This window comes from Sphingomonas citri, from assembly GCF_019429485.1.
Taxonomy (GTDB): domain Bacteria; phylum Pseudomonadota; class Alphaproteobacteria; order Sphingomonadales; family Sphingomonadaceae; genus Sphingomonas; species Sphingomonas citri.
In genome coordinates, this window is sequence record NZ_JAHXZN010000006.1 from 99,742 (window position 1) to 119,519 (window position 19,778).

15 protein-coding genes are annotated in these 19,778 nt (G+C 73.0%); 10 read left to right on the forward strand and 5 right to left on the reverse strand.

All coding sequences use genetic code 11. From position 1 onward, the window contains the following. Positions 1–48: 48 nt before the first annotated feature. Complete coding sequence (locus tag KZ820_RS15835; RefSeq protein ID WP_219749567.1) at positions 49–999, reverse strand: hypothetical protein; 951 nt, start codon at positions 997–999, stop codon at positions 49–51. 46 nt (positions 1,000–1,045) lie between these two features. Here KZ820_RS15835 and KZ820_RS15840 point away from each other — a divergent pair, with 46 nt between their 5' ends. Beyond that, positions 1,046–2,035: a TauD/TfdA family dioxygenase gene (locus KZ820_RS15840; protein WP_219749568.1), complete on the forward strand. Its 990-nt coding sequence runs from the start codon at positions 1,046–1,048 to the stop codon at positions 2,033–2,035. A 179-nt stretch (positions 2,036–2,214) separates the two neighbouring features. Here the strand turns inward: KZ820_RS15840 and KZ820_RS15845 are convergent, their stop codons facing one another. After that, entirely contained in the window at positions 2,215–3,045 is an 831-nt protein-coding gene (locus KZ820_RS15845) for an arylamine N-acetyltransferase family protein (RefSeq protein WP_219749569.1), read from the reverse strand. Between the two features lie 96 nt (positions 3,046–3,141). Here KZ820_RS15845 and KZ820_RS15850 point away from each other — a divergent pair, with 96 nt between their 5' ends. Continuing rightward, on the forward strand, positions 3,142–4,269 hold the full coding sequence (locus tag KZ820_RS15850; protein ID WP_219749570.1) for a zinc-binding dehydrogenase: 1,128 nt from the start codon (positions 3,142–3,144) through the stop codon (positions 4,267–4,269). A 323-nt stretch (positions 4,270–4,592) separates the two neighbouring features. Here KZ820_RS15850 and KZ820_RS15855 read toward each other — a convergent pair whose 3' ends face one another. Next, positions 4,593–5,042, reverse strand: coding sequence for a DUF2721 domain-containing protein (locus KZ820_RS15855; protein ID WP_219749571.1), 450 nt, complete (start codon positions 5,040–5,042; stop codon positions 4,593–4,595). 198 nt (positions 5,043–5,240) lie between these two features. Between KZ820_RS15855 and KZ820_RS15860 the strand changes: the two genes are divergently transcribed. From KZ820_RS15860 to KZ820_RS15875, 4 genes are all read left to right on the forward strand, one after another. After that, positions 5,241–5,699: a hypothetical protein gene (locus KZ820_RS15860; protein WP_219749572.1), complete on the forward strand. Its 459-nt coding sequence runs from the start codon at positions 5,241–5,243 to the stop codon at positions 5,697–5,699. Further along, positions 5,700–6,443, forward strand: a complete 744-nt coding sequence (locus KZ820_RS15865) for a TorF family putative porin (RefSeq protein ID WP_308462251.1) — start codon at positions 5,700–5,702, stop codon at positions 6,441–6,443. It abuts the gene before it with no gap. Positions 6,444–6,666: 223 nt separating this feature from the next. Beyond that, on the forward strand, positions 6,667–7,560 hold the full coding sequence (locus KZ820_RS15870; protein WP_219749573.1) for a LysR family transcriptional regulator: 894 nt from the start codon (positions 6,667–6,669) through the stop codon (positions 7,558–7,560). A gap of 66 nt (positions 7,561–7,626) precedes the next feature. Further along, the gene (locus tag KZ820_RS15875) at positions 7,627–9,066 is read left to right on the forward strand and encodes an MATE family efflux transporter (protein WP_219749574.1); all 1,440 of its coding nucleotides are present in this window, start codon (positions 7,627–7,629) and stop codon (positions 9,064–9,066) included. Positions 9,067–9,296: 230 nt separating this feature from the next. Here KZ820_RS15875 and KZ820_RS15880 read toward each other — a convergent pair whose 3' ends face one another. Next, positions 9,297–9,686, reverse strand: a complete 390-nt coding sequence (locus KZ820_RS15880) for a hypothetical protein (RefSeq protein WP_219749575.1) — start codon at positions 9,684–9,686, stop codon at positions 9,297–9,299. A gap of 262 nt (positions 9,687–9,948) precedes the next feature. On the opposite strand from KZ820_RS15880, the gene KZ820_RS15885 reads away from it, so the two are divergent. Continuing rightward, positions 9,949–11,538, forward strand: a complete 1,590-nt coding sequence (locus tag KZ820_RS15885; RefSeq protein WP_219749576.1) for a sodium/sugar symporter — start codon at positions 9,949–9,951, stop codon at positions 11,536–11,538. A gap of 39 nt (positions 11,539–11,577) precedes the next feature. On the opposite strand, the gene KZ820_RS15890 is transcribed toward KZ820_RS15885, so the two are convergent. Then, on the reverse strand, positions 11,578–14,658 hold the full coding sequence (locus tag KZ820_RS15890) for a glycosyl hydrolase family 28-related protein (protein WP_219749577.1): 3,081 nt from the start codon (positions 14,656–14,658) through the stop codon (positions 11,578–11,580). Between the two features lie 223 nt (positions 14,659–14,881). Here KZ820_RS15890 and KZ820_RS15895 point away from each other — a divergent pair, with 223 nt between their 5' ends. From KZ820_RS15895 to KZ820_RS15905, 3 genes are all read left to right on the forward strand, one after another. Next, a complete protein-coding gene (locus KZ820_RS15895) occupies positions 14,882–16,621 on the forward strand; it encodes a cation:proton antiporter (RefSeq protein WP_258048251.1) in 1,740 nt (579 codons plus the stop codon). 135 nt (positions 16,622–16,756) lie between these two features. Further along, entirely contained in the window at positions 16,757–17,455 is a 699-nt protein-coding gene (locus KZ820_RS15900) for a hypothetical protein (protein ID WP_219749578.1), read from the forward strand. A 321-nt stretch (positions 17,456–17,776) separates the two neighbouring features. Further along, positions 17,777–19,729, forward strand: coding sequence for a glycoside hydrolase family 84 protein (locus KZ820_RS15905; protein ID WP_219749579.1), 1,953 nt, complete (start codon positions 17,777–17,779; stop codon positions 19,727–19,729). The last annotated feature ends 49 nt before the right edge of the window (positions 19,730–19,778 follow it).

Below are 19,778 nucleotides of genomic sequence, written 5' to 3' on the forward strand. Positions count from 1 at the left end.
CGCTTCGCGGCGCGGTCCGCTCCCCGGGCCGGGGAGGATCTCAGTAGCTCACCCCAGCGCCGCCGCTTCCACCGCGCGCGCGTCCGCGCCGTCACCCGCGCTCGCCTCCGCCAGCGCCAGCTCCTCCGCCAGCTCGCGCTGCAGCGCGGCCCGGCGAGCCACGCGCGCCGCATTGTCGAAGGCCTGCGCCGGGTTCTTCGAGTAGGTCGCGAACAGTTCGCCCGCCGCCACGTCCTCCAGCCACTTGTCTTCCAACCGCAGTGCGAGCTGCCGCCCCGCCGCGACGAGCACCTCCCCCGGCGCGGCGAAGAAGCGTTCGGCGTCGAGCGAGCGTGCGGTCGGCCACGCCGCCAGCGCGGCGGCGAAGCGCGCCATCTGCGCGGACCACAGCCGCGCCGCCCGCACGGCGTCGGGCGCACCCGCCAGGTCGCCCAGGTGCGGCGCCAGGTCGGTCGTTACGCGGCGCAGCCAGGCGCGGTGCGTGTCGCTGCGCAGGATCGCGAGCGCATAGTCGCGCAGCGGCAGGTACAGCAGGATCGCGCGCGCGTCCGGCTGCGCCGCCGCCAGCGCGGGCAGCAGGAAATTGACCGGCACGTTGGCCTTCACCAGCGTAGGCGCGTCGTCGCGGTAGCGCCGGCCCAGCATCGCGGTGACCAGCGCCAGCCGCGCCGGATCGGGCGCGAGCGCGGTCTGGCGCAGCGCCTGCGGCTCGCGGAGCACCAACCCGCCCTCGGGCGAGTCGAGCGCGCGCGCCAGCAGCGTCGAGCCGCAATGCGCGACGTGGAAGATCCAGGCGGTCGCGCGCGGCGCTGGCGGATCGCGCAGCATCGCCACCGGCAGCCGCATCTCCTGCGGCGCGGCGGGGCTGATCCGCGCGTCGAGAAAGATTGAGCGGTGATAGGCGGCGCGGTCCATCGGCACGAACACCGCCGCGTCGCGCTCGAAACGCTGGAGATAATGGTCGGGCGAGGCGTACAGGTCGGCGAGCGTCAGGGCCATGGCACGCTATAGCGCGGACGGTCGCTCCTCGCTAATCCAGCAACTTATGCCGGATATCACGCTGCCGGGGCCGGGCCGCCCTCATGTCCTGATCGTGGCCGGGGGCGCCGAGCGGCTTGCCGCGCTCGACCGCGACCAGGTCATCGACCTGTATCGCACGCACGGCGCGCTGCTGTTCCGCGGCTTCGGCGCCGACGTCGACTCGTTCCGCCACTTCGCCAAGCGTTTCTGTCGCACCGCCGTGGTCAACGAGAGTCCCGGCCGCAAGCCGATCGATCCGGCTGCCAACATCCACACCGTCGACGGCGGCACCGGCGCCTTCGCGCTCCACCCGGAGCTGTCGCGCGAGCCGTGGAAGCCGGATGCCGCCTTCTTCGCCTGCCTCTCCGCGCCGACGCGCGGCGGGCAGACGACGATCTGCGACGGCGTCGCGCTGGCGCGCGAGTTGCCCGAGCCGGTGCGCGCCGGGCTGCTGCACCGCCGCCTGCTGTACATCAAGCCGGTCTGGCCGTCGCTGCTGCGCTACTGGCTCGGCACCGAGACGCCGAGCGACGCGCAGCTCGCCGCGCCGCCGCCCGCCTGCCCCTATCAGTTCCGGCGCTTCCCCGACGGCACGATCGTCCGCTTCTTCTCGCGCCCGGCGCTGCACCGGCCGATGTTCGCGGACGCGCCCGCCTTCGGCAATTTCCTGCTGTTCGCGCGCTTCAACAACAACCGGCCGGACCATCCCGTGCTCGACGACGGGCGGCCGGTACCCGAGGCGTGGCTGCAGGCGATCAAGGCGGTCGGCGATCGGCTGATGGTACCGGTCGAGTGGCGGAACGGCGACGTGCTGATGCTCGACAACACGCGCTTCCTGCACGGTCGCACCGCGATCACCGATCCCGGCGAGCGGCTGATCGCGACCTACTTCGGCTATGTCGACTTCGCGCGGCCCGACCCCGAGGAGCCCGCCGACGCGATCTGGCGCCGCGAGGATTTCGCCCCGCCGCTGCCGCCCGACCACCCGCGGCTGCGCGAGCAGGGGATGCGATAGGGGGCTCAAGGGTGCGGCGAGCCACCATAACTCCCTGAAAGGGGAGGTGGCGCGCGCCGCGCGAGGGAGGTTTGTCGCCGGCGGAGAGTCCACCGATCGTCACCGGCCGGGTCATCCCTCCATCAGCGCGAACGCGCTGCCACCTCCCGATGAGGGGCGGGATCTCTGTCCCCTCCCCCTCAGAACAGCCCCAGCGCCGCCACCTCCTCCTTCGCCAGGTCGATCCCGAACATCAGGCTGAGCCGCATGCGATAGACGCGCGGGTCGGTGATCTCGCCCTCGGCGGTGTTGCCCGCGGCGCGGCGGCGGTAGCGGCGGTCGGTCAGCGCGGCGAAGCCGTGCGGCAGCACGACGCTCACCACCGCGCGCTGCGTGAAGCGGCTCGACGGCGCGCTCATCGCCCAGTGGTTGGCCATCGCCAGGTCGCTGTCGTGCACCGCCTCGGTGGTGAAGCTGTACTGCGGCTGCCAGCTCGTGCCGTTCCAACCCGGCGCGGTGCGCCCGTCGGTGCTGACCGGATCGCCGTCGCGCAGCAGCAGCCAGCCGCCGTCCTCCTCGCGCGCCAGCCGGAAGCGCGCGCCGTCGGGCGCGGTCGCCTCTTGGTCGGCGACCAGCGGCATCACCGGCGCGTAGCTCGCGCCGAAGCCGGTGTCGGCGATCCACTCGGCGCCGTCGATCGTCACCAGCGACAGCGCGTGGTTGCGCGGCGGGGTCGCCTCGGCGCCGAGCCACACGCGCGCGAGCAGCGGGCGCGCCGCCATCTCCAGCGCGTCGAGCGCGTCGAGCAGCAACCGGTTGTGCTCGAAGCAATAGCCACCGCGGCGCGAGCCGACGAGCTTGGCCGCGACCGACTCGCCGTCGATGGCGATACCGCGGCCGAGCCGCACGTCGAGATTCTCGAACGGGATGGTGAGCCGGTGCGCGAGCTGGAGTCGCGCCAGCCCCGCGGCGTCGCGGGTGGGGCGCGCGGGTAGCTCGATGCGGGCGAGATAGGCGTCGAGGTCGAACATGCCGTCGCGCTACATTAGCCGCGCGCGGATGAGAACGGATTTGACCGCAAACCTTTGCACCGGCATCCCCGACCCCTGACAGGACAGGAGGCGAGGATGGACGAGGTGACCGGGCTGGAACTGCGCTCGACCGTGGACGAGGGTGGCACGCTGACGCTCTCGCTCGAACCGGTGACGCTGTCGCCGCCGCAGGGCGACGAGCTGATCGTCCGGGTCGAGGCGGCGCCGATCAACCCCTCCGATCTCGGGCTGCTGCTCGGCCCGGCGGACGTCGCCACGCTGGAGAAGGGCGGCAGCCCCGACCGGCCCGAGCTGCGCTTCCAGGTGCCGCGCGAGCGGATCGGCGGGGTGCGCGCGCGGCTCGGCCAGTCGCTGCCGATCGGCAACGAGGGCGCGGGTACAGTGATCGCAGCGGGTCCGGAGGCACAGGCGCTGCTCGGGCGCACGGTCGGGATGATGGGCGGCGCGATGTACGCCCAATATCGCAAGCTGCGCGCGCGCGACGTGGTGCCGCTGCCCGACGGCGCCAAAGCGGCGGACGGCGCGGCCATGTTCGTCAACCCGCTGACCGCGCTCAGTTTCGTCGAGACGGCGCGGCAGGAGGGGCATCACGCGATCGTCCACACCGCGGCGGCGTCGAACCTCGGGCAGATGCTCCAGAAGATCTGCCTCGCCGACGGGGTGCCGCTGGTCAACGTCGTGCGCAGCGAGGCGCAGGCGGCGCTGCTGCGCGACATCGGCGCCACGCACGTGCTCGACAGCCGCGCCGAGGACTTCCGCCGCCGTCTCGCCGACGCGATCGCGGAGACCGGCGCGACGATCGCCTTCGACGCGATCGGCGGCGGCACGCTCGGCAGCGACGTCGTCCAGGCGATGGAGCAGGCCGCCAACCGCCGCGCCACCGAGTACAGCCGTTACGGCTCCAACGTCTTCAAGCAGCTGTACATCTACGGCGCGCTCGACACGGCGCCGACCACGCTCAACCGGCTGGCGTTCGGCTTCCAGTGGAGCGTCTCGGGCTTCCTGCTGACGCCGTGGCTGCAGAAGGCGGGACGCGAGACGGTGGCGCGGATGCGCCAGCGCGTGGTCAACGAGCTGACCACCACCTTCGCCAGCCGCTACACCCGCACGATCGGCCTGGCCGAGGCGCTCGATCCCGAGGTGCTGCGCGCGTACGAGCGCAAGGCCACGGGGGAAAAGTATCTGATCGACCCGACGCGGTAGGGCGGGGCGGGGCGGCGAGGCCACCGCGGCTTATGACCGCCGTCATCCCGAACTCGTCTCAGGATCCACCGTGCCGCACACCCAAGTGCCGAGGCGTGCGCGGAACAGTGGATCCTGAGACGAGCTCAGGATGACGCCGGTGGATGGGGTGAGGCGTGACCCTAAGCTGGTCGATGTTCGCCCCTCCCCTTCAGGGGAGGGGTTGGGGTGGGGCCTCTCCGCGAGCGTAACCTATGCGGAGGCGCCCCACCCCCCGGCCCCTCCCCTGAAGGGGAGGGGTGAGCCCGCTCGCCGTCGCAAAGGAGCGCGCGTGCCTCCCGTCCCTACCGCAGCAACTCGTCGCGCACCCGGATCGCGTGGATCGACAGCCGTACCTCCACCATGAAGGCGACGAACGCCGCGATCAGCAGCGACATCGCCAGGATGAAGCTGAACGCCACCCACTGGCCGATGTGATAGCGCGTCAGCGCGCCGACGAAGAGCATGCCCACCACGGTGCAGGTCGCCACCGCGCTCGCCACTGCGAGGAACAGCGAGGCGTTGATCACCTTCATGCGCCGCGCCAGCCGTCGCAGCTCGGCCGCGGCGCGGGTGCGGTCGTCGCGCTGGAGCGCGGGGTGGCGCTCCTCCAGCACGCGCGCGCGATCGATCACGCGCGCCAGTCGTCCGGTCAGCACGTTGAGCAGCGCGCCGATGCCGGTGAGCATGAACACCGGGCTGAGCGAGGCCTGGATCGCCTCGGCGATGGTGGGCAGAGCGGGGGCGTAGGGCATCGCGCCGACTGTGCCGCGCCGCCGCGGCGCGCACAACCGTCGCACTGGCGTCGCTCCGACCCGCCGCCAGCAACATTGGCCGTATCGCCTGTGATGAATCATTGCGCCCGCGCCCCGCTTCGTTGAAGCGGGCGCGCACGCCCTCATCTCGGTGATGCCACCGGGCAGCATGGCCCGGGGCAGCGCAAGGAGAAGACTATGTACGTTCCCCTCATCGCCGGGCTCGCCCTGGCGCTCACCGCGACCGAGCCGGTGCCCGCCGCCGCCCCTGACACCGCCCATCAGGTCCAGCTCGATCATCGCGGCCAGCGCGTCGACGTGACCTACCGCAGCGACGTCAGCGTGACTCACCGCCAGGTCGGCGCGGTCGGTGCGCCGGGCCGCCCCAGCGCGCTACGCTGCGCCTGGCAGGCCTCGGTCGCGGTGCAGCGCGAGGCGCGTCATCCCGCCGGCCACGTGCTGGCGCGCACCGTCAGCGCCGAGAAGCCGCTGACCGGCTCGCGCCCCGGCTGGTGCTCCACGCAGAAGGACGCGATCGCGCAAGACGTCGCGGCCCGCAGCGGCACGATGCGCGAGCATCTGCTCGCCGTCGCGGCGCGCGACCAGGACTCCTTGGTCGCCGAGCTCGACGCGGCGCATGACCGGGTGCGCGGCTGAGTGCGGCAGCGTCCCTTCCTGCTGGCGGCGCTGACCGGCGCCGCCCTCATTTCCCCGGCGGCGGCGCAGCTCGCGCCGCACGCCGGCGTAGAAGTCGCCACCGACGAGCGCCGTCGCGGGTTGAGCTGGAGCGACTCGCAGCTCGCCCCCGCCGCCTGGGCGCGGATCGACCTGCCCTCCGGCATCGACCTGGGCGCGCGGGTCACGGGCACGCGCGGCGACGCGCGCCACGGCGGCGCCGACGCGGTGATCGAGCCGACGCTCGGCTATAGCAGACTCGCCGGCGGGTTCCGGCTGGACGGCTTCGTCACCGGCCATCTCTTCACCGGCGCGCGCGGGTCGCTCGACTATGGCGAGCTCGGTGCGGGCGCCAGCTACACGCTCGGCCCGATCGAGGCGGGCGCGGAGGCGCGCTACGCGCCGTCGCAGAGCGCGATCGGCGGCGACAATCTCTATCTCGGCGTGCGCGGGCGCGTCGGCATTCCGGCCACGCCCTGGACGCTCGCCGCCAGCCTCGGCCGCTCCTCAGGCAGCGTCGACGATCCGATCCGCGCGGCGCGGCTGCGGCCGACCGGCAGCTATCGCGACTGGTCGGTGGGGCTCGAGCATATCACCGGCCCGGTGACGCTCGCGCTCGTCTATACCGGCACCGACATCAGCGACGACGCGGTGGTGATCTCCCCTTATGCCGCGCTCGACCACGCCGGCGACCGGATCGCGGCGCGGGCGTCGATCGGCTTCTGAGCGCCGCGTCGTATCGCCGGCGGGCTCTTGGGCGGTAAGAGGTTAAGCGACAGATTGGATTGATCCTCCCCTGCGAGGGGCGGTGGCAGGCCGCAGGCCTGACGGAGGGGTGACCCGGCCGGCGAGTGTCGCTGGACTTACGACCGGCGACACCCCTCCGTCAGCGCTGACGCGCTGCCACCTCCCCTTGCAGGGAGGATCAGACACCGTGCCGGGAGACTCGATGGACCTGCTCGCTCTCGCCGACTTCACTCTGGTCGCCCGCCACGGCGGCGTCGGCCGCGCCGCGCGCGCCGCGGGGCGACCGAAGGCGACGCTCTCGCGCCGCGTCGCCGAGCTCGAGGCGGCGCTCGACCTGCGGCTCTTCGAGCGCGGCGCGCGCGCGCTCAGGCTGACCGAGGAAGGGCGTGCGCTGTACGAGCGCACCGCCGCGCTGCTCACCGAGCTGGACGAGACCGCCGCGGCGGTGGCGGCGGGCGGGCGCTCGCCGCGCGGGCGGCTCAGGGTGAGCGCGCCCCTGCTCTTCGCGCAGACCGCGATGGGACGGCTGGCGGCCGGGTTCGCGCTGGCGCACCCAGAGGTACGGCTCGAGGTGACCAGCGAGGATCGCGCGGTCGACATGATCGAGGAAGGCTATGACCTCGTCATCCGGGTCGACCCCGCCCCCGACGCTGCCCTGGTCGGCCGCCCCTTCCTGCGCGACCGGCTGGTGGTGGTCGCGGCGCCCGGCGTGGCGCCGCCCGCGTCGGGCGAGCGCGCGCCCGCGGTGGTGCGCGGCGCCGTGGGCGAGGGAGCAGAGTGGCGGCTGCGCCCCGGCGGCGTCGCCGTATCGGTCGCGGTGGCGCCGGTGCTCGGCCTGTCCTCGCTGGTGATGGTGCGCGACGCCGCGCTGGCGGGCGTCGGCGCGGCGCGGCTGCCGATCTCGCTGGTCGCGCGTGACCTCGCCGCGGGGCGGCTGGCGCTGTGGGGCGAGCTCGACGCCGCCCCCATCCAGTTATGGGCGCTCTACCCGACGCGGCGGCTGCTGAGCGCGCGCGTCGCCGCCTTCCTCGACCATCTCCGCGCCGCTTTCCCGACCGGCAGCGCGGAGGAGCTCGCCGCCTTTCTCGTCGACTGACGCCCGCTATCGCGCGGCGCGATATGGCTCTACAGCCGGCGCGGGGGAAGGGGAGGAGCAGGACCGATGGCGCGACCGCCGCAGCGCGACCTCACCGCCGGGCCGATCGGGCGCACGCTGCTGCTGTTCGCGCTGCCGACGCTCGGCTCGAGCGTGCTCCAGTCGCTCAACGGCTCGATCAACGCGATCTGGATCGGGCAATTCCTCGGCGAGCGCGCGCTGGCCGCGACCACCAACGCCAACATCATCATGTTCCTGCTGATCGCCGCGGTGTTCGGCTTCGGCATGGCGGCGACGATCCTGATCGGTCAGAACATGGGGCGGCGCGACCTCGACGCGGTGCGGCGCGTGCTCGGCACCTCGCTCGGGCTGTTCGCGGGCGTGTCGGCGGTGACGCTGCTGGTCGGCTGGTTCGCCGCGCCCGCGATCCTGCGGGCGCTCGCCACGCCGGCGGAGGTCTACCCGCTCGCGCTCGCCTATATGCGCGTGATCTTCGTGGCGATGCCGCCGGGCTTCCTCTCGGTGCTGCTGACGATGGCGCTGCGCGGCACCGGCGACTCGATCACGCCGCTCAAGTTCATGGCGCTGGGCTCGGCCATCGACGTGGCGCTCAACCCGCTGCTGATCCGGGGAGTGGGGCCGCTGCCCGCGCTGGGGATCGAGGGCTCGGCGCTGGCGACCCTGCTGGCCAACACCGTCGCGCTGCTCGCGCTGCTCGGCTACATCTACCGCCGCGACCTGCCGGTGCGGCTGCGCGGGGCGGAGTGGCGCTATGTCCTGCCCGAGCCCGCGCTGCTGCGCACGATCGTCGCCAAGGGTATCCCGATGGGATTGCAGATGCTGGTGGTCTCCACCTCGGCGCTGGCGATGATCGGGCTGGTCAACCGCCACGGCACCGCCACCACCGCGGCCTATGGCGCGGCCAACCAATTGTGGACCTACGTCCAGATGCCCGCGATGGCGGTGGGCGCGGCGGTGAGCGCGATGGCGGCGCAGAACATCGGCGCGGGGCGGTGGGACCGGGTCGGGCGCATCACGCGCACCGGTATCCTCACCAACCTGGCGCTGACCGGCGGGCTGGTCGCGCTGCTGACGCTGCTCGACCGCCACGTGCTGTGGCTGTTCCTCGGGCAGGACGGCGGCGCGGTCGACATCGCGGCGCGGATCAACCTCATCGCCGGGTGGAGCTTCGTGCTGTTCGGCGTGTCGATGGTGCTGTCCGCCACGGTGCGCGCCAACGGTGCGGTGATCGGCCCGCTGGTGATCCTGGCGGTGGCGATGTTTCCGCTGCGGCTGGGCATGGCGGCGGGACTGTCGCCGCGCTGGGGCGCGGACGCGATCTGGTGGAGCTTTCCGGCCGGCTCGGTCGGCTCAATGCTGCTGATGATCGGCTTCTATCTCCACGGCGGTTGGCGCCGCGGCCGGCTGCCGGCGAGCCCGCACGAGGCCGAGGAGAAGGCGCTGGCGCACGCCGAGCCCACCGCCAAGTCGATGCCGGTGGGATGAGGGGAGGGCGGCGGGGCGTTGATGCGTCGCACGGTCGCTTCCTCTTCTGGCGTCATCCTGACCTCGTTTCAGGATCCACCGTGGCGCGAGCGCTCCGGCCGCTGCCTACGCGGACGGGTAGATCCTGAGACAAGCTCAGGATGACGTCAGACGTAGGAGGGCGCGATCGTGCTCGCCGGCGGCAAAGACGTCGTGCCGATCGACGCTGCGCGTGTGACCGCACGATGCTCTCACGGCACCGCCGCGCTCTCACGCGCGAGCTGGCGGCGATCCGCGGCCCAGGCGCGCATCATCGACTGGGTGCAGCCGGTCTGCCCGCCGGTACCCACCGCCGAGCAGGTGTTCGGCAGCCCGCCGGCGACCCGACCGACCTCGTCCATGGTGGCGACCCGATTGACCCAGCTCTGGTTCTTCGCGGCGATCTCGGCGCGGCGCAGCGGCTTCGGGATACGATAGGGTTCGTCGAGCGGGGCGCACACCACCACCTCGTCGCCGGCGGGCCTGGGGCAGGCCTCGCCGGGCGCGAGCGCGACGCTGCGCACGCGCTGCGGCGGTGCCGGCACGGCGGCCTCGGGCGCGGTGCCGGCCAGAAGGACCGCGGCGAGCAGAAGGGTCGTCATCGTCTTCTCCCCGCCGCGGTCGAGTAAGGCGCCGCCCGCTCACCGGGAGGAGAAACGGGCGACGCGAGGTGCGGACAGCACGGGAACGCCGCGACCTCCGCCCCGTGGTGGCGGGCACGCCGCATCGCAGGATTGCGGCATGTGTCGACGCCGCAACCTTTGTCGCGAGAAAGCGCCCGCTCACGACACGGGTGGACAGCCAACCGCCGCGACCTACAAATGCGCGCGACACGCGATGCGCGGCGGATGGGGAGAGACACGGGTGCAGCTTGCCACGATCGACGTCTTGGTGGTCGTCGCCTACGCCATCTTCATCTTCGCGCTGGCGCAATGGGTCAGCCGCGACAAGGCGGGCGCCGGGCCGAAGAACACCACCGACTATTTCCTCGCCTCCAAGAACCTGCCGTGGTGGGCGATCGGCGCCAGCCTGATCGCGGCCAACATCTCGGCCGAGCAGATCGTCGGCATGTCGGGCTCGGGCTATGCCATCGGCCTCGCGATCGCCTCGTACGAGTGGATGGCGGCGCTGACGCTGCTGATCGTCGGCAAGTTCTTCCTGCCGATCTTCCTGCGCAACGAGATCTACACGATGCCGCAGTTCCTCGAGCGGCGCTACGGCCCCTCGATCCGGACGCTGATGGCGGTGTTCTGGCTGGCCCTCTACGTCTTCGTGAACCTCACCAGCATCATCTGGCTCGGCTCGATCGCGGTGACCAAGGTGGCCGGCGTCGACCAAAATATCGCGCTGGTGGTGCTCGGCGCCTTCGCGTTGCTGTACCAGCTCAAGGGCGGGCTGAAGGCGGTGGCGCTGACCGACATCGTGCAGGTGACGCTGCTGGTGCTCGGCGGCCTCATCATCGCCTATCTCACGCTCGGCGAACTGGGCCAGGGCGCGGGCCTCGTCGCGGGCTTCGCGCGGCTGACGCGCGAGCTGCCCGAGCATTTCGAGATGATCCTGTCGCGCGACAACCCGCATTACATGGACCTGCCGGGCCTGTCGGTGCTGATCGGCGGGATGTGGATCGCCAACCTCAGCTACTGGGGCTTCAACCAGTACATCATCCAACGCGCGCTCGCGGCCAAGTCATTGGCCGAGGCGCAGAAGGGCGTGCTGTTCGCGTCCTTCCTCAAGCTGCTGATGCCGATCATCATCGTGCTGCCCGGCATCGCCGCGGTGGTGCTCGCGCCCGGGCTGGCCAAGCCCGACGAGGCCTATCCGACGATGATGCGGCTGTTGCCGACCGGGCTGCTCGGCCTCGTCTTCGCCGCGCTGGTGGCGGCCATCATCGCCTCCACCGCCTCCAAGATCAATTCAATCGCGACCATCTTCACGCTCGACGTCTGGGCCAAGTTCAAGCGCCGCCCGTCCGCGGCCGAGGACGGCGCGGTCGACGATTCGCGGCTCGTGCTGGTCGGCCGCGTCGCCGCGATGGTGGCGACGGTGATCGCCATCCTCACCGCGCGCCCGCTGGTGGGCTCGTCCGAGCAGGCGTTCCAGTTCATCCAGGAGTTCACCGGCTTCTTCACGCCGGGCATCACGGTCATCTTTCTGCTCGGGCTGTTCTGGAAGCGCGCCAACGAGGCCGGTGCGATCATGGCCGCGATCGCCTCGGTGCTGCTCTCCTGGGGGTTCAAGCTGCTGCTGCCCGGGCTGCCGTTCATGGACCGGATGGGACTGGTGTTCCTGATCGCGCTGGCGCTGGCGGTGGGCGCCTCGCTGGCGACGCCGCGGCGCGACGACCGCGACACGATCGTCACCGGCGACGTGCGCTATGCCACCAGCGCGGCGTTCAACGTCGGCGCGCTGGCGCTCGTGCTGATCCTGGTGGCGCTGTACGCGACCTTCTGGTGAGCGCGGCGCGCGCGTGCACGCGCAGGCACGCGCCGCGGCTCAGAGCCGCGCGCGGTACAGCGAGTGGTGCGTCAGCACGTAGAGCGCGGTGCCGTCGCGGCTGAGCAGCAGCTGGAGCGGGCGCTCGGGCACGTCGATCCGGCCCAGCGCGGCCCCGTCCGCGCCGTAGACGAACACCTGCCCGTTGGCGACGTACACGCGCCCGCGCGCGTCGGCGACGACGCTCTCGCCGCCGCGATCGGCGAAGACGCGCAGGTCGGTCAGCGCGCCGCCGGCGCCGACGAGCGCGCTGTAGGTGCGCGCTTCGGAGGCGTTGCTGGCGTAGCTGCGCTCGCCCACGCGCGCCGCGACCAGGCCGTAGCTGTCGAGCGCGTGCGAGAAGCGCCGCGCGCGGAAGTCGGGTGGTCCCTGCTGGAACACGCGCCACGTCGGCAGCGCGAGCGTGCCGTCCGGCGAGACCGCGGCGCGCGTCGGTGCGGCGGCGACGTCCTGCGCGAACAGCTCGGCCAGCGTGGTGAAGCGATCGGTCGCCGGATTGTACTGGTCGCGGAACTCGCCGTTGACCCACCAGGCGCCGGGCAGCAGCACGCGCGACGTGCCCGCCGCGACGGGCGTGGGCGCGATCACGTCGAGCGCCAGCTCGCTCGTGCCGGGGCGGAAGGACGAGACGGTGCCATCACGCCCCGCCGCCGAGAGCACCAGCAGGTCGCCGGCGTCGTCGGCGGCGAGGCTGACCGCGTCGAGCGTGGTGTCGCGCTCGATCCCGAGCCCGCGCGCCGCCGACCAGCGGTAGATGCGCTGCTGGATGCGATCGACGAAGTAGAGCGTGCCGTCGGGCGCGACCGTGCCGCCGCCCGCCGCGTCGAAGCCGCCGGCGAGCTTCTCGACCGCGCCGCCGACCTCGGGCGCCGCGGCAACCGCGGGGCTCGCCGGCACGTCGAAGGCGGCGAACTCGCGCTCGCGCACCTGCCCGCCGCCGCTCACGTCGACGATCGCGTTCTCGTACGGGAATTTGTTGGCGCGAAGGAAGGTGGCGCAGCCGTTCTCGTCGCACGTCGCCAGCCCGCTCTCGGCGTTGACGTGCATGTTGCGGAAACGGACGTCGCGCGCGCCGTACAGCGTCACCGCCGCGGGCAGCGCCTTGGCGGTGCGGGTGACGCGGTAGGCGTGGAGATTGGCGACGAGGATATCGTGCGAGTCGCGTATCTCGAGCGCGACCGCGTCGCGGCTCTCGCCGCCCTCCTCCTCGGTCTGCGGCGCGATCAGCTCCCAGTTCGCCACGCGGTTCAGCGCGATCTCGACGCGACCGTGGTGCTCGGACGACATCTGGTACACGCGCCCGGGCGTGGTCGTGTCGGAGACGTACAGCCCCGCCTGGGCGTAGGTGTTGGGCGTCCACAGGCCGCTGAACGTGCCACCGCCGCCGCGCGTCACCCACAGGCTGGGATATTGTCCGTCCCAGCGCTTGGCCGGATCGGCGTCGCCGGTGGCGTTGGCGTTGTACGGGTTGAAGCGCACCCCGCCGGCGAGGTCGGTGCCGTGGCCGCCCTGGAACTTGACGTCGTCGACCAGCGAGTCGGCCCCCGCGGTCCATAGCAGGGCGGTGGCGCGCGGGTTGATCCCGCCGGTGGCGAGGCCGACACCGCTGACGATCGCGTCGCCGCCGTCGGCGCTCGCCAGCAGCGCTTTGGGCGCGCCGACACCCTGATAGGCGGGGGTGTTCTCGCGCAAGAGTATCTGGGTGAGGTTGGGGTGGAGCGCGACCAGCACGCTGTCGCGCCGCAGCCGCAGCGTGTCGCTCACCACGTAGCGGCCAGCGGGCAGGTAGACGATGCGGTGCGCATCGATCGCGCGCTGCAGCGCCGCGGTGTCGTCGCTCCGATCGTCGCCCTTGGCGCCGGCGTCGCGCGCGTTGAACCACGCGCGCGTCGCGGGCAGCGCGCGGATCGCGTCGGCGCGGCGCGGCGGAAGCGCGGCGAGCCGCTCGGCCGCCATCGTCGTGCGCGGCGTGCCCATCGTGGCGTAGCCGTCGACCGCGAGGCCGTGGCTGAAGCTGGACACGCGATAGCTGGCCTCCGCGCCGCGCCGCTCGGTGCCGCTGTCGCGGAAGCGCGCGAACACCGGGGTGCGGCGCGCCAGCGCGTTCTCGAACGTCACCTGCGTGTAGGCGTTGTTCTCGTTGGAGACGATCACGCCCGCGCGCGACACGTTCTCGAAGCGCACGTCCTGGCCGAACAGCCAGTCGCCGTAGCCCCGATCGATCTCGACGCCGACGGGCGTGTCGCGGAACGCCACGTTGACCAGCGTCAGCCCCGCCTCGTGCTCGCGGATCGCGGCGTCGCGCTGGCCGGTGAAGGTGGAATCGAGCAAGGTAAAGGGCCAGGCCGGCGAGGGCTTCTCGGCGAGGATGCCGTAGCGGCCACCCCGGAAGCGCAGGTCGCGCGCGACATTGGCGACCTGGTACAGGCCCGCCAGCGCCGGGCCGAGATCGAAGTCCATGTGGCTGAGAGAGGCGTGCTGCGCGGCGTGGAAGCGGATCGCCGCGGTGGCCGGGTTGCCCTGGCCGACGGCGACGTCGACGTTGCTGATCGCGGAGTAGAAGGTGCCGGGGTTGGCGTCGGCGATGGCGGGGTCGAACGGCACGCTGCCCGCGACGGGGAAGGGGATGCGGCGCGGCGGCGCGGCGCCGACGCGCCCGCCCTCGCTGCGCCCGCCCGCGCCCGAGCGGCGCGCGCCGGCGAAGACGATCATGTGCGCGACGCCCTTCTGGAACCCCGGCGTGTTCGCGCCGAGCGCGATCACCGGGCGCCGCGCGCCGATGCCGAACAGCCGCACGCCCGGCCACAGGAAGATCGTGCGGGTGATGCGGTAGCGGCCCTGCGGCAGGAAGACGATCCCGCCGCCGCCCTGGTCGGCCGCGGCGTCGATCGCCTGCTGCAGCGCCTCGCTGTCGTCGGCGCGGCCGTCGCCGACGCCTCGCACCGTGGTGGCGCGCGGGTCGAGCGGCGCGGTGACGAAGGCGGAGACGCCGCGCGCCGGCGCCGCCGCGGCGGGAGCGGCGAGCGCCGCTGGCAGGAGAGGGGCGAGCAGGAGAAGGGCGAGCAGGCGATGGGCTGACATGTCGGTGGCCTCTCCTCGCCGCCCGCGCGGCGTGCGACCCGGCTTCTAGAGTGTAAGTGACGGAAGGCAGGGGAGGAATTGCGACGAAGGTCGCGGTTGGGGAACGACGGCTCGCTTCCCCGCCGCCTGCCCCCGTCGCCCGAGCTTGTCTCAGGATCCACCCTGCCGCGATCCCAGCTGCCGGTGGCGCCCGTGCAACCGTGAATCCTGAGACGAGCTCAGGATGACGCCGGCGAGGGCGGGGGTGGCCCGCTTCCGAAGCTGGTTCGATAAGTATCGCACGGCGACGATCTCGCGGTCGGGGCGCTACGTGCCGTTCTCAGCCTTGTGGAAGCCCGCCACCATCCGCTGGCGCGGTCGCGCGCGATCGGCCATGCTGCGCAGGCGCGCCGCGGGAGCCGGCGCGGCAGGGGAGCGCGCCGTGACCTTCTTCGAGAGCCTGCTCGCGCTGCTCGGCGTCGCGGTGCTGCTGCTCCAGCTAGCGCGCCGTACCAGTATACCCTATCCCGCGCTGCTCGCCGCCGCGGGCGTCGCGCTCGCCTGGCTGCCCGGCGCGCCGACGATCGCGCTCGACCCGCACACCGCGCTCGCGCTGTTCATCGCGCCGATCCTGATCGACGCCGCGTTCGACTTCCCGGTCGGCACGGTGATGCGGCTGTGGCGCCCGCTCACCGCGCTGGCGCTGGTGGCGGTGCTGCTGAGCGCGGGGGCGGTGACCTGGCTCGGCGTCGCGCTCGCCGGGCTGCCGGTCTATGCCGCGCTGGCGCTCGGCGCGATCGTCGCTCCGCCCGATGCCGCCGCGGCGACCGCGATCTCGGGCAGCGTGCGGATGCCGCGCCGCACCGTCGCGGTGCTCAAGGGCGAGAGCCTGCTCAACGACGCCTCGGCGCTGCTGCTCTACACCGCCGCGATCCTGGTGGAGAGCCACGGCGGGGTCGACGGCGGGCTGGCGCTGCGCGTCGGCGTCGCGGTGCCCGGCGGGGTGCTGCTCGGCTACCTGCTCGCGCTGGCGATGCGGCGCATCCAGCCGCTGATCTGGGGCACGCTGAGCGGTAACATCTTCCAGTTCGTCTCTGGCTTCGCCGCCTGGCTGGTGGCCGAGCGGCTGGGCCTGTCGGCGGTGCTGTGCCTCGTCACCTTCGCGATGACGATCGCGCGCTCGGCCGGGCTGGTGACGCCACCGCGCGCGCGGCTGCACGACTTCGCGGTGTGGGAGACCGCGGTGTTCCTGCTCAACGTGCTCGCCTTCCTGCTGATGGGCTTCCAGGCGCGCACGATCGTGGGCGGCATGGCGCCCGAGCGGCTGCGCGAGGCGGCGGTGTTCGCCGCCGCGGTCGTGGCCTGCCTGATTGTCGTCCGCATGGCCTGGGTACTGATCTACAACCGGCTTGCCTTCCACTTCCCCAAGCTGCGCGGCGACTATCCCGCCACCGGTCTGGCGCAGAGCGTGGTGGTGGGCTGGTGCGGCATGCGCGGGATCGTCACGCTCGCCACCGCCTTCGCGCTGCCGGGGCATTTCCCGCAGCGCGACCTGATCGTGCTCACCGCCTTCGCGGTCGTGCTGGCGACGCTGGTGGTGCAGGGGATGACGCTGGCGCCGCTGGTGCGCTGGCTCGGGCTCGACGGCGACGACGGGCTGGGCGAGGAGCTGGCGCGCGCGCGGGTCGCCATGGCGGAGGCGGCGCTGGCGCGGATCGGCGACGCGCCGGGTGCGGCGGCGGATCACTGGCGCTACGGCCTCGCGACCAAACGCGATGCGATGCGCGCCGGCGGCGACGCGCGGGCGGGCGAGGAGAAGCGCCAGCTCGGCCTCGCCGCGGTGGCGTGCCAGCGCGAGCGGCTCGAGGAACTGCGCGAGGCGCAGGATGTGGGTGCAGACTCCTTCCTGGTGCTGCAGGAGGAGCTCGACTTCACCGAGATGAGCCTGCGCACCGAGGAGGAGCGCCGCATCGAGGAGGCTTGAGCGGCGTGCGACTCGCCCTGGCGCGAAAGCGACTCGGTTGGGCGCGAACGGCGGGCGGGCGCGTCGTGCTGCCGTGGGCGACGCCGCGGTACGGGCGTACGCTCGGTGCGGGGACACAACAGAAGGGGCCCGACCGTGCGTTTCCAGCAGAGCGCGCCCGCCGCATCGATCACCGGGGCGCTGGTCATCGCCGCGCTGCTCGCGGGTTGTTCACGCCATGCCGCGCCGCCGCCGACCGCGGCGGCCGCGCCGCCGCCAACGGTGGCGATGGTGCCGGCGCCGCTGCCCGCGGGCGCGCGGCCGGGGATGAACGTCCCCGCGCGCCAGGCCGATGGCAGCTATCCCACGCCCAACCGCGCCCTCAGCGGCGCGGGCGCGGTGTGGCACCTGCGCAGCGCGCTCAACGTCGCCGCGCTCGCCTGCCGCGGCGCGCAGGAAGCGACGATCATCGCGCAGTACAATGCGATGCTCGCGGCGCGAAAGGCGGAGTTCGCCAGCGCGCAGGCGACGCTCCAGGCCGAGTATCGCGCCGGCGGCGGCGACTGGCAGGACCGGTTCGATGACCAGATGACGCGGCTCTACAATTTCTTCGCGCAGGACCTCGCGCGCGACGCCTTCTGCGCCGGCGCGGCGGACACGCTGGGCGCGATCGCGACGGTGCCGGCGGCGACGCTGCCGGGCTTCGCGGCGGAGCGGCTGGCGGCGCTGGAGCGGCCGTTCACCGACTTCTTCGCCGCCTATGACCGCTGGCGCGCGGGCCAGCTCGTCCCCGCCACCGTCGCCGCCGCGACCGCGCCGCCGCCGCCGCGGGCGGTCGCCGGGACCGCGGGGTAGGCGTCGGCATCGCGGGCCCGGGTGTCGCGACCGCGCTCCGGGCGCTAACTGTGGTCGCGAGGCAATTTGGGATCGAGCGCTCCTGCTCCACCGGCGTCATCCTGAACCCGTTTCAGGATCCACGTTGCCGCGCGAGAGGCGGCGGCGTTCGCGGGCCGGTGGATCCTGAGACAAGCTCAGGATGACGGCAGCCAGTGGTGCGACGGCGGCTGACCAACCAGCGCGCGTCGCGTCGCCGCCCGCGCGACACCACCGCTTGCAGAGCCGCGCCGCGCCTTCTACCCAGACAACCATAATACCAACCTGAGACCGGAGCGCGACATGACACGCACGCGGACCCTTCGCTCCCTGTGGCTCGCCGCCGCGCTCGCCGGCACCGCGGCGGCGCCCGCCGCGGCGCAGGTGCCGACGCTCCCCGCGATCTTCCCCGCGCCCACGTCGATGGCGCTAACCGGCGGCCGCGTCGCGCTCGGCCGCGCCGCGGTGCTGGTGGTCGCGCCCGGTACCGCGCCCGGGACGGTGGCGCTCGTACGCGCCGCGCTCGCCGCCGCGGGCGTCACCCAGGTCACCACCGCCAACCGGCTGCCCGCCGCGCTGACGACGCTCCACGTCGTCGTCGGCACGAGCGACGTCGCCGCGTTGCGCGACTCGCTCGCGCGCGCCGGCGCCACCGCCGACGACCGGCCGGAGGGCTATACGCTCGTCGCGCGCCCCGACGCCGCGGGCGGCGGACTGATCGCGCTCGCCGGGCATGACGCCGACGGGCTGTTCCACGCCGCGCAGACCTTCCGCCAGCTCGTGCGCCGCGGCGAGGTGCCGGGGCTGGTGATCCAGGACCATCCGGCCATGCCGATCCGCGGCACGATCGAGGGCTTCTACGGCAAGCCCTGGACGCAGGAGGACCGGATCCGCCACCTCGATTTCCTCGCCAGCGTCAAGGCCAACACCTACGTCTACAGCCCCAAGGACGACCCTTACGCGCGCGACCGCTGGCGCGAGCCGTATCCGGCGGCGACGCTGGCCGAGCTGGGCACGCTCGCCGCGGCGGCGAAGCGAGACCACGTCAATTTCGTCTACGCCATCTCGCCGGGGCCGACGGTGTGCTTCTCCGACCCCGCCGACGCCGCCGCGCTGGAGCGCAAGTTCGACGCGCTGCGAGGCATCGGCGTGCGCAGCTTCTACGTCGCGCTCGACGACATCGAGTATAAGAAATGGAACTGCGCCAAGGACGAGGCCGCGTTCGGCGCCTCGGGCGCGGCCGCCGCTGGCACCGCGCAGGCGCGGCTGCTCAACGCGGTGCAGCGCGACCTCGTCGCCAAGGACCGCGCCGCGCCGCCGCTGATCATGGTGCCGACCGAATATTACGACGCCAAGGAGACGCCCTACAAAGCGGCGCTGCGGCAGGAACTCGATCCGCGCGTGGTGGTGCAATGGACCGGCACCGACGTGGTGCCGCCCGCGATCTCGATCGGCGACGCGAAGACCGCGACCAAGGCGTTCGGGCGCAAGACGCTGCTGTGGGACAATTACCCGGTCAACGACTATGCCCAGACCACCGGCCGGCTGCTGCTGGCGCCCTATGCGCGGCGCGAGGCCGGGCTGGCGGGCGAGCTCAGCGGCATCCTCTCCAACCCGATGAACCAGGAGGTACCGAGCCGGGTCGCGGTGGCGGGCGTCGCGGCGTTCGCGTGGAACGACCGCGGCTACGACCCGGCGCAGGGCTGGCGCTTCGCCGCGGACGCGCTGTCGAGCGGTGACGCGCGCACCGCGGCGGCGCTGCTCGACTTCTTCGACACCCAGCATCTCGCCCCCACCTTCGGCAGCCAGCCGTGGCAGGAGCAGGCGCCGCGGCTCAAGGCACTGCTCGACGGCGTCCGCTTCGCGCTGGCGGACGGCGACGATGGCGCGCGGCGCGAGGCGATCGCGGCGCTGGCGGCGCGCGCCGACGCGCTGGCGGCCGCGCCCGACACGATCCGCGCCGGCGTGACCGATCCCGGCTTCGCGGCGCAGGCGGCGCCGTGGCTCGAGGCGACCGCGCTGTGGGGCCGCGCGCTCCAGCTCACCGCGGCCGGGCTGGGCGCGGCGCTGGAGGGCAGCGCGGCCGCGTCGCGCGACTTCGCCGCGGCCGGGCGGCTCGCGGCGCAGGCGGCGGCGGTCAAGACGATCCCCGGCGCGACGCGGTTCGACGGCACGGTGAAGGTGGCCGACGGCGTGCTCGACCGCTTCGTCGCCGACGCGCCCGGGCTGGTGGGCGCGGCGCCCGCCGGAGAGTGAGGGCGTAGGGAGTCGGAGCGCTAGCTTCTCCCCTCCCCTTCAGGGGAGG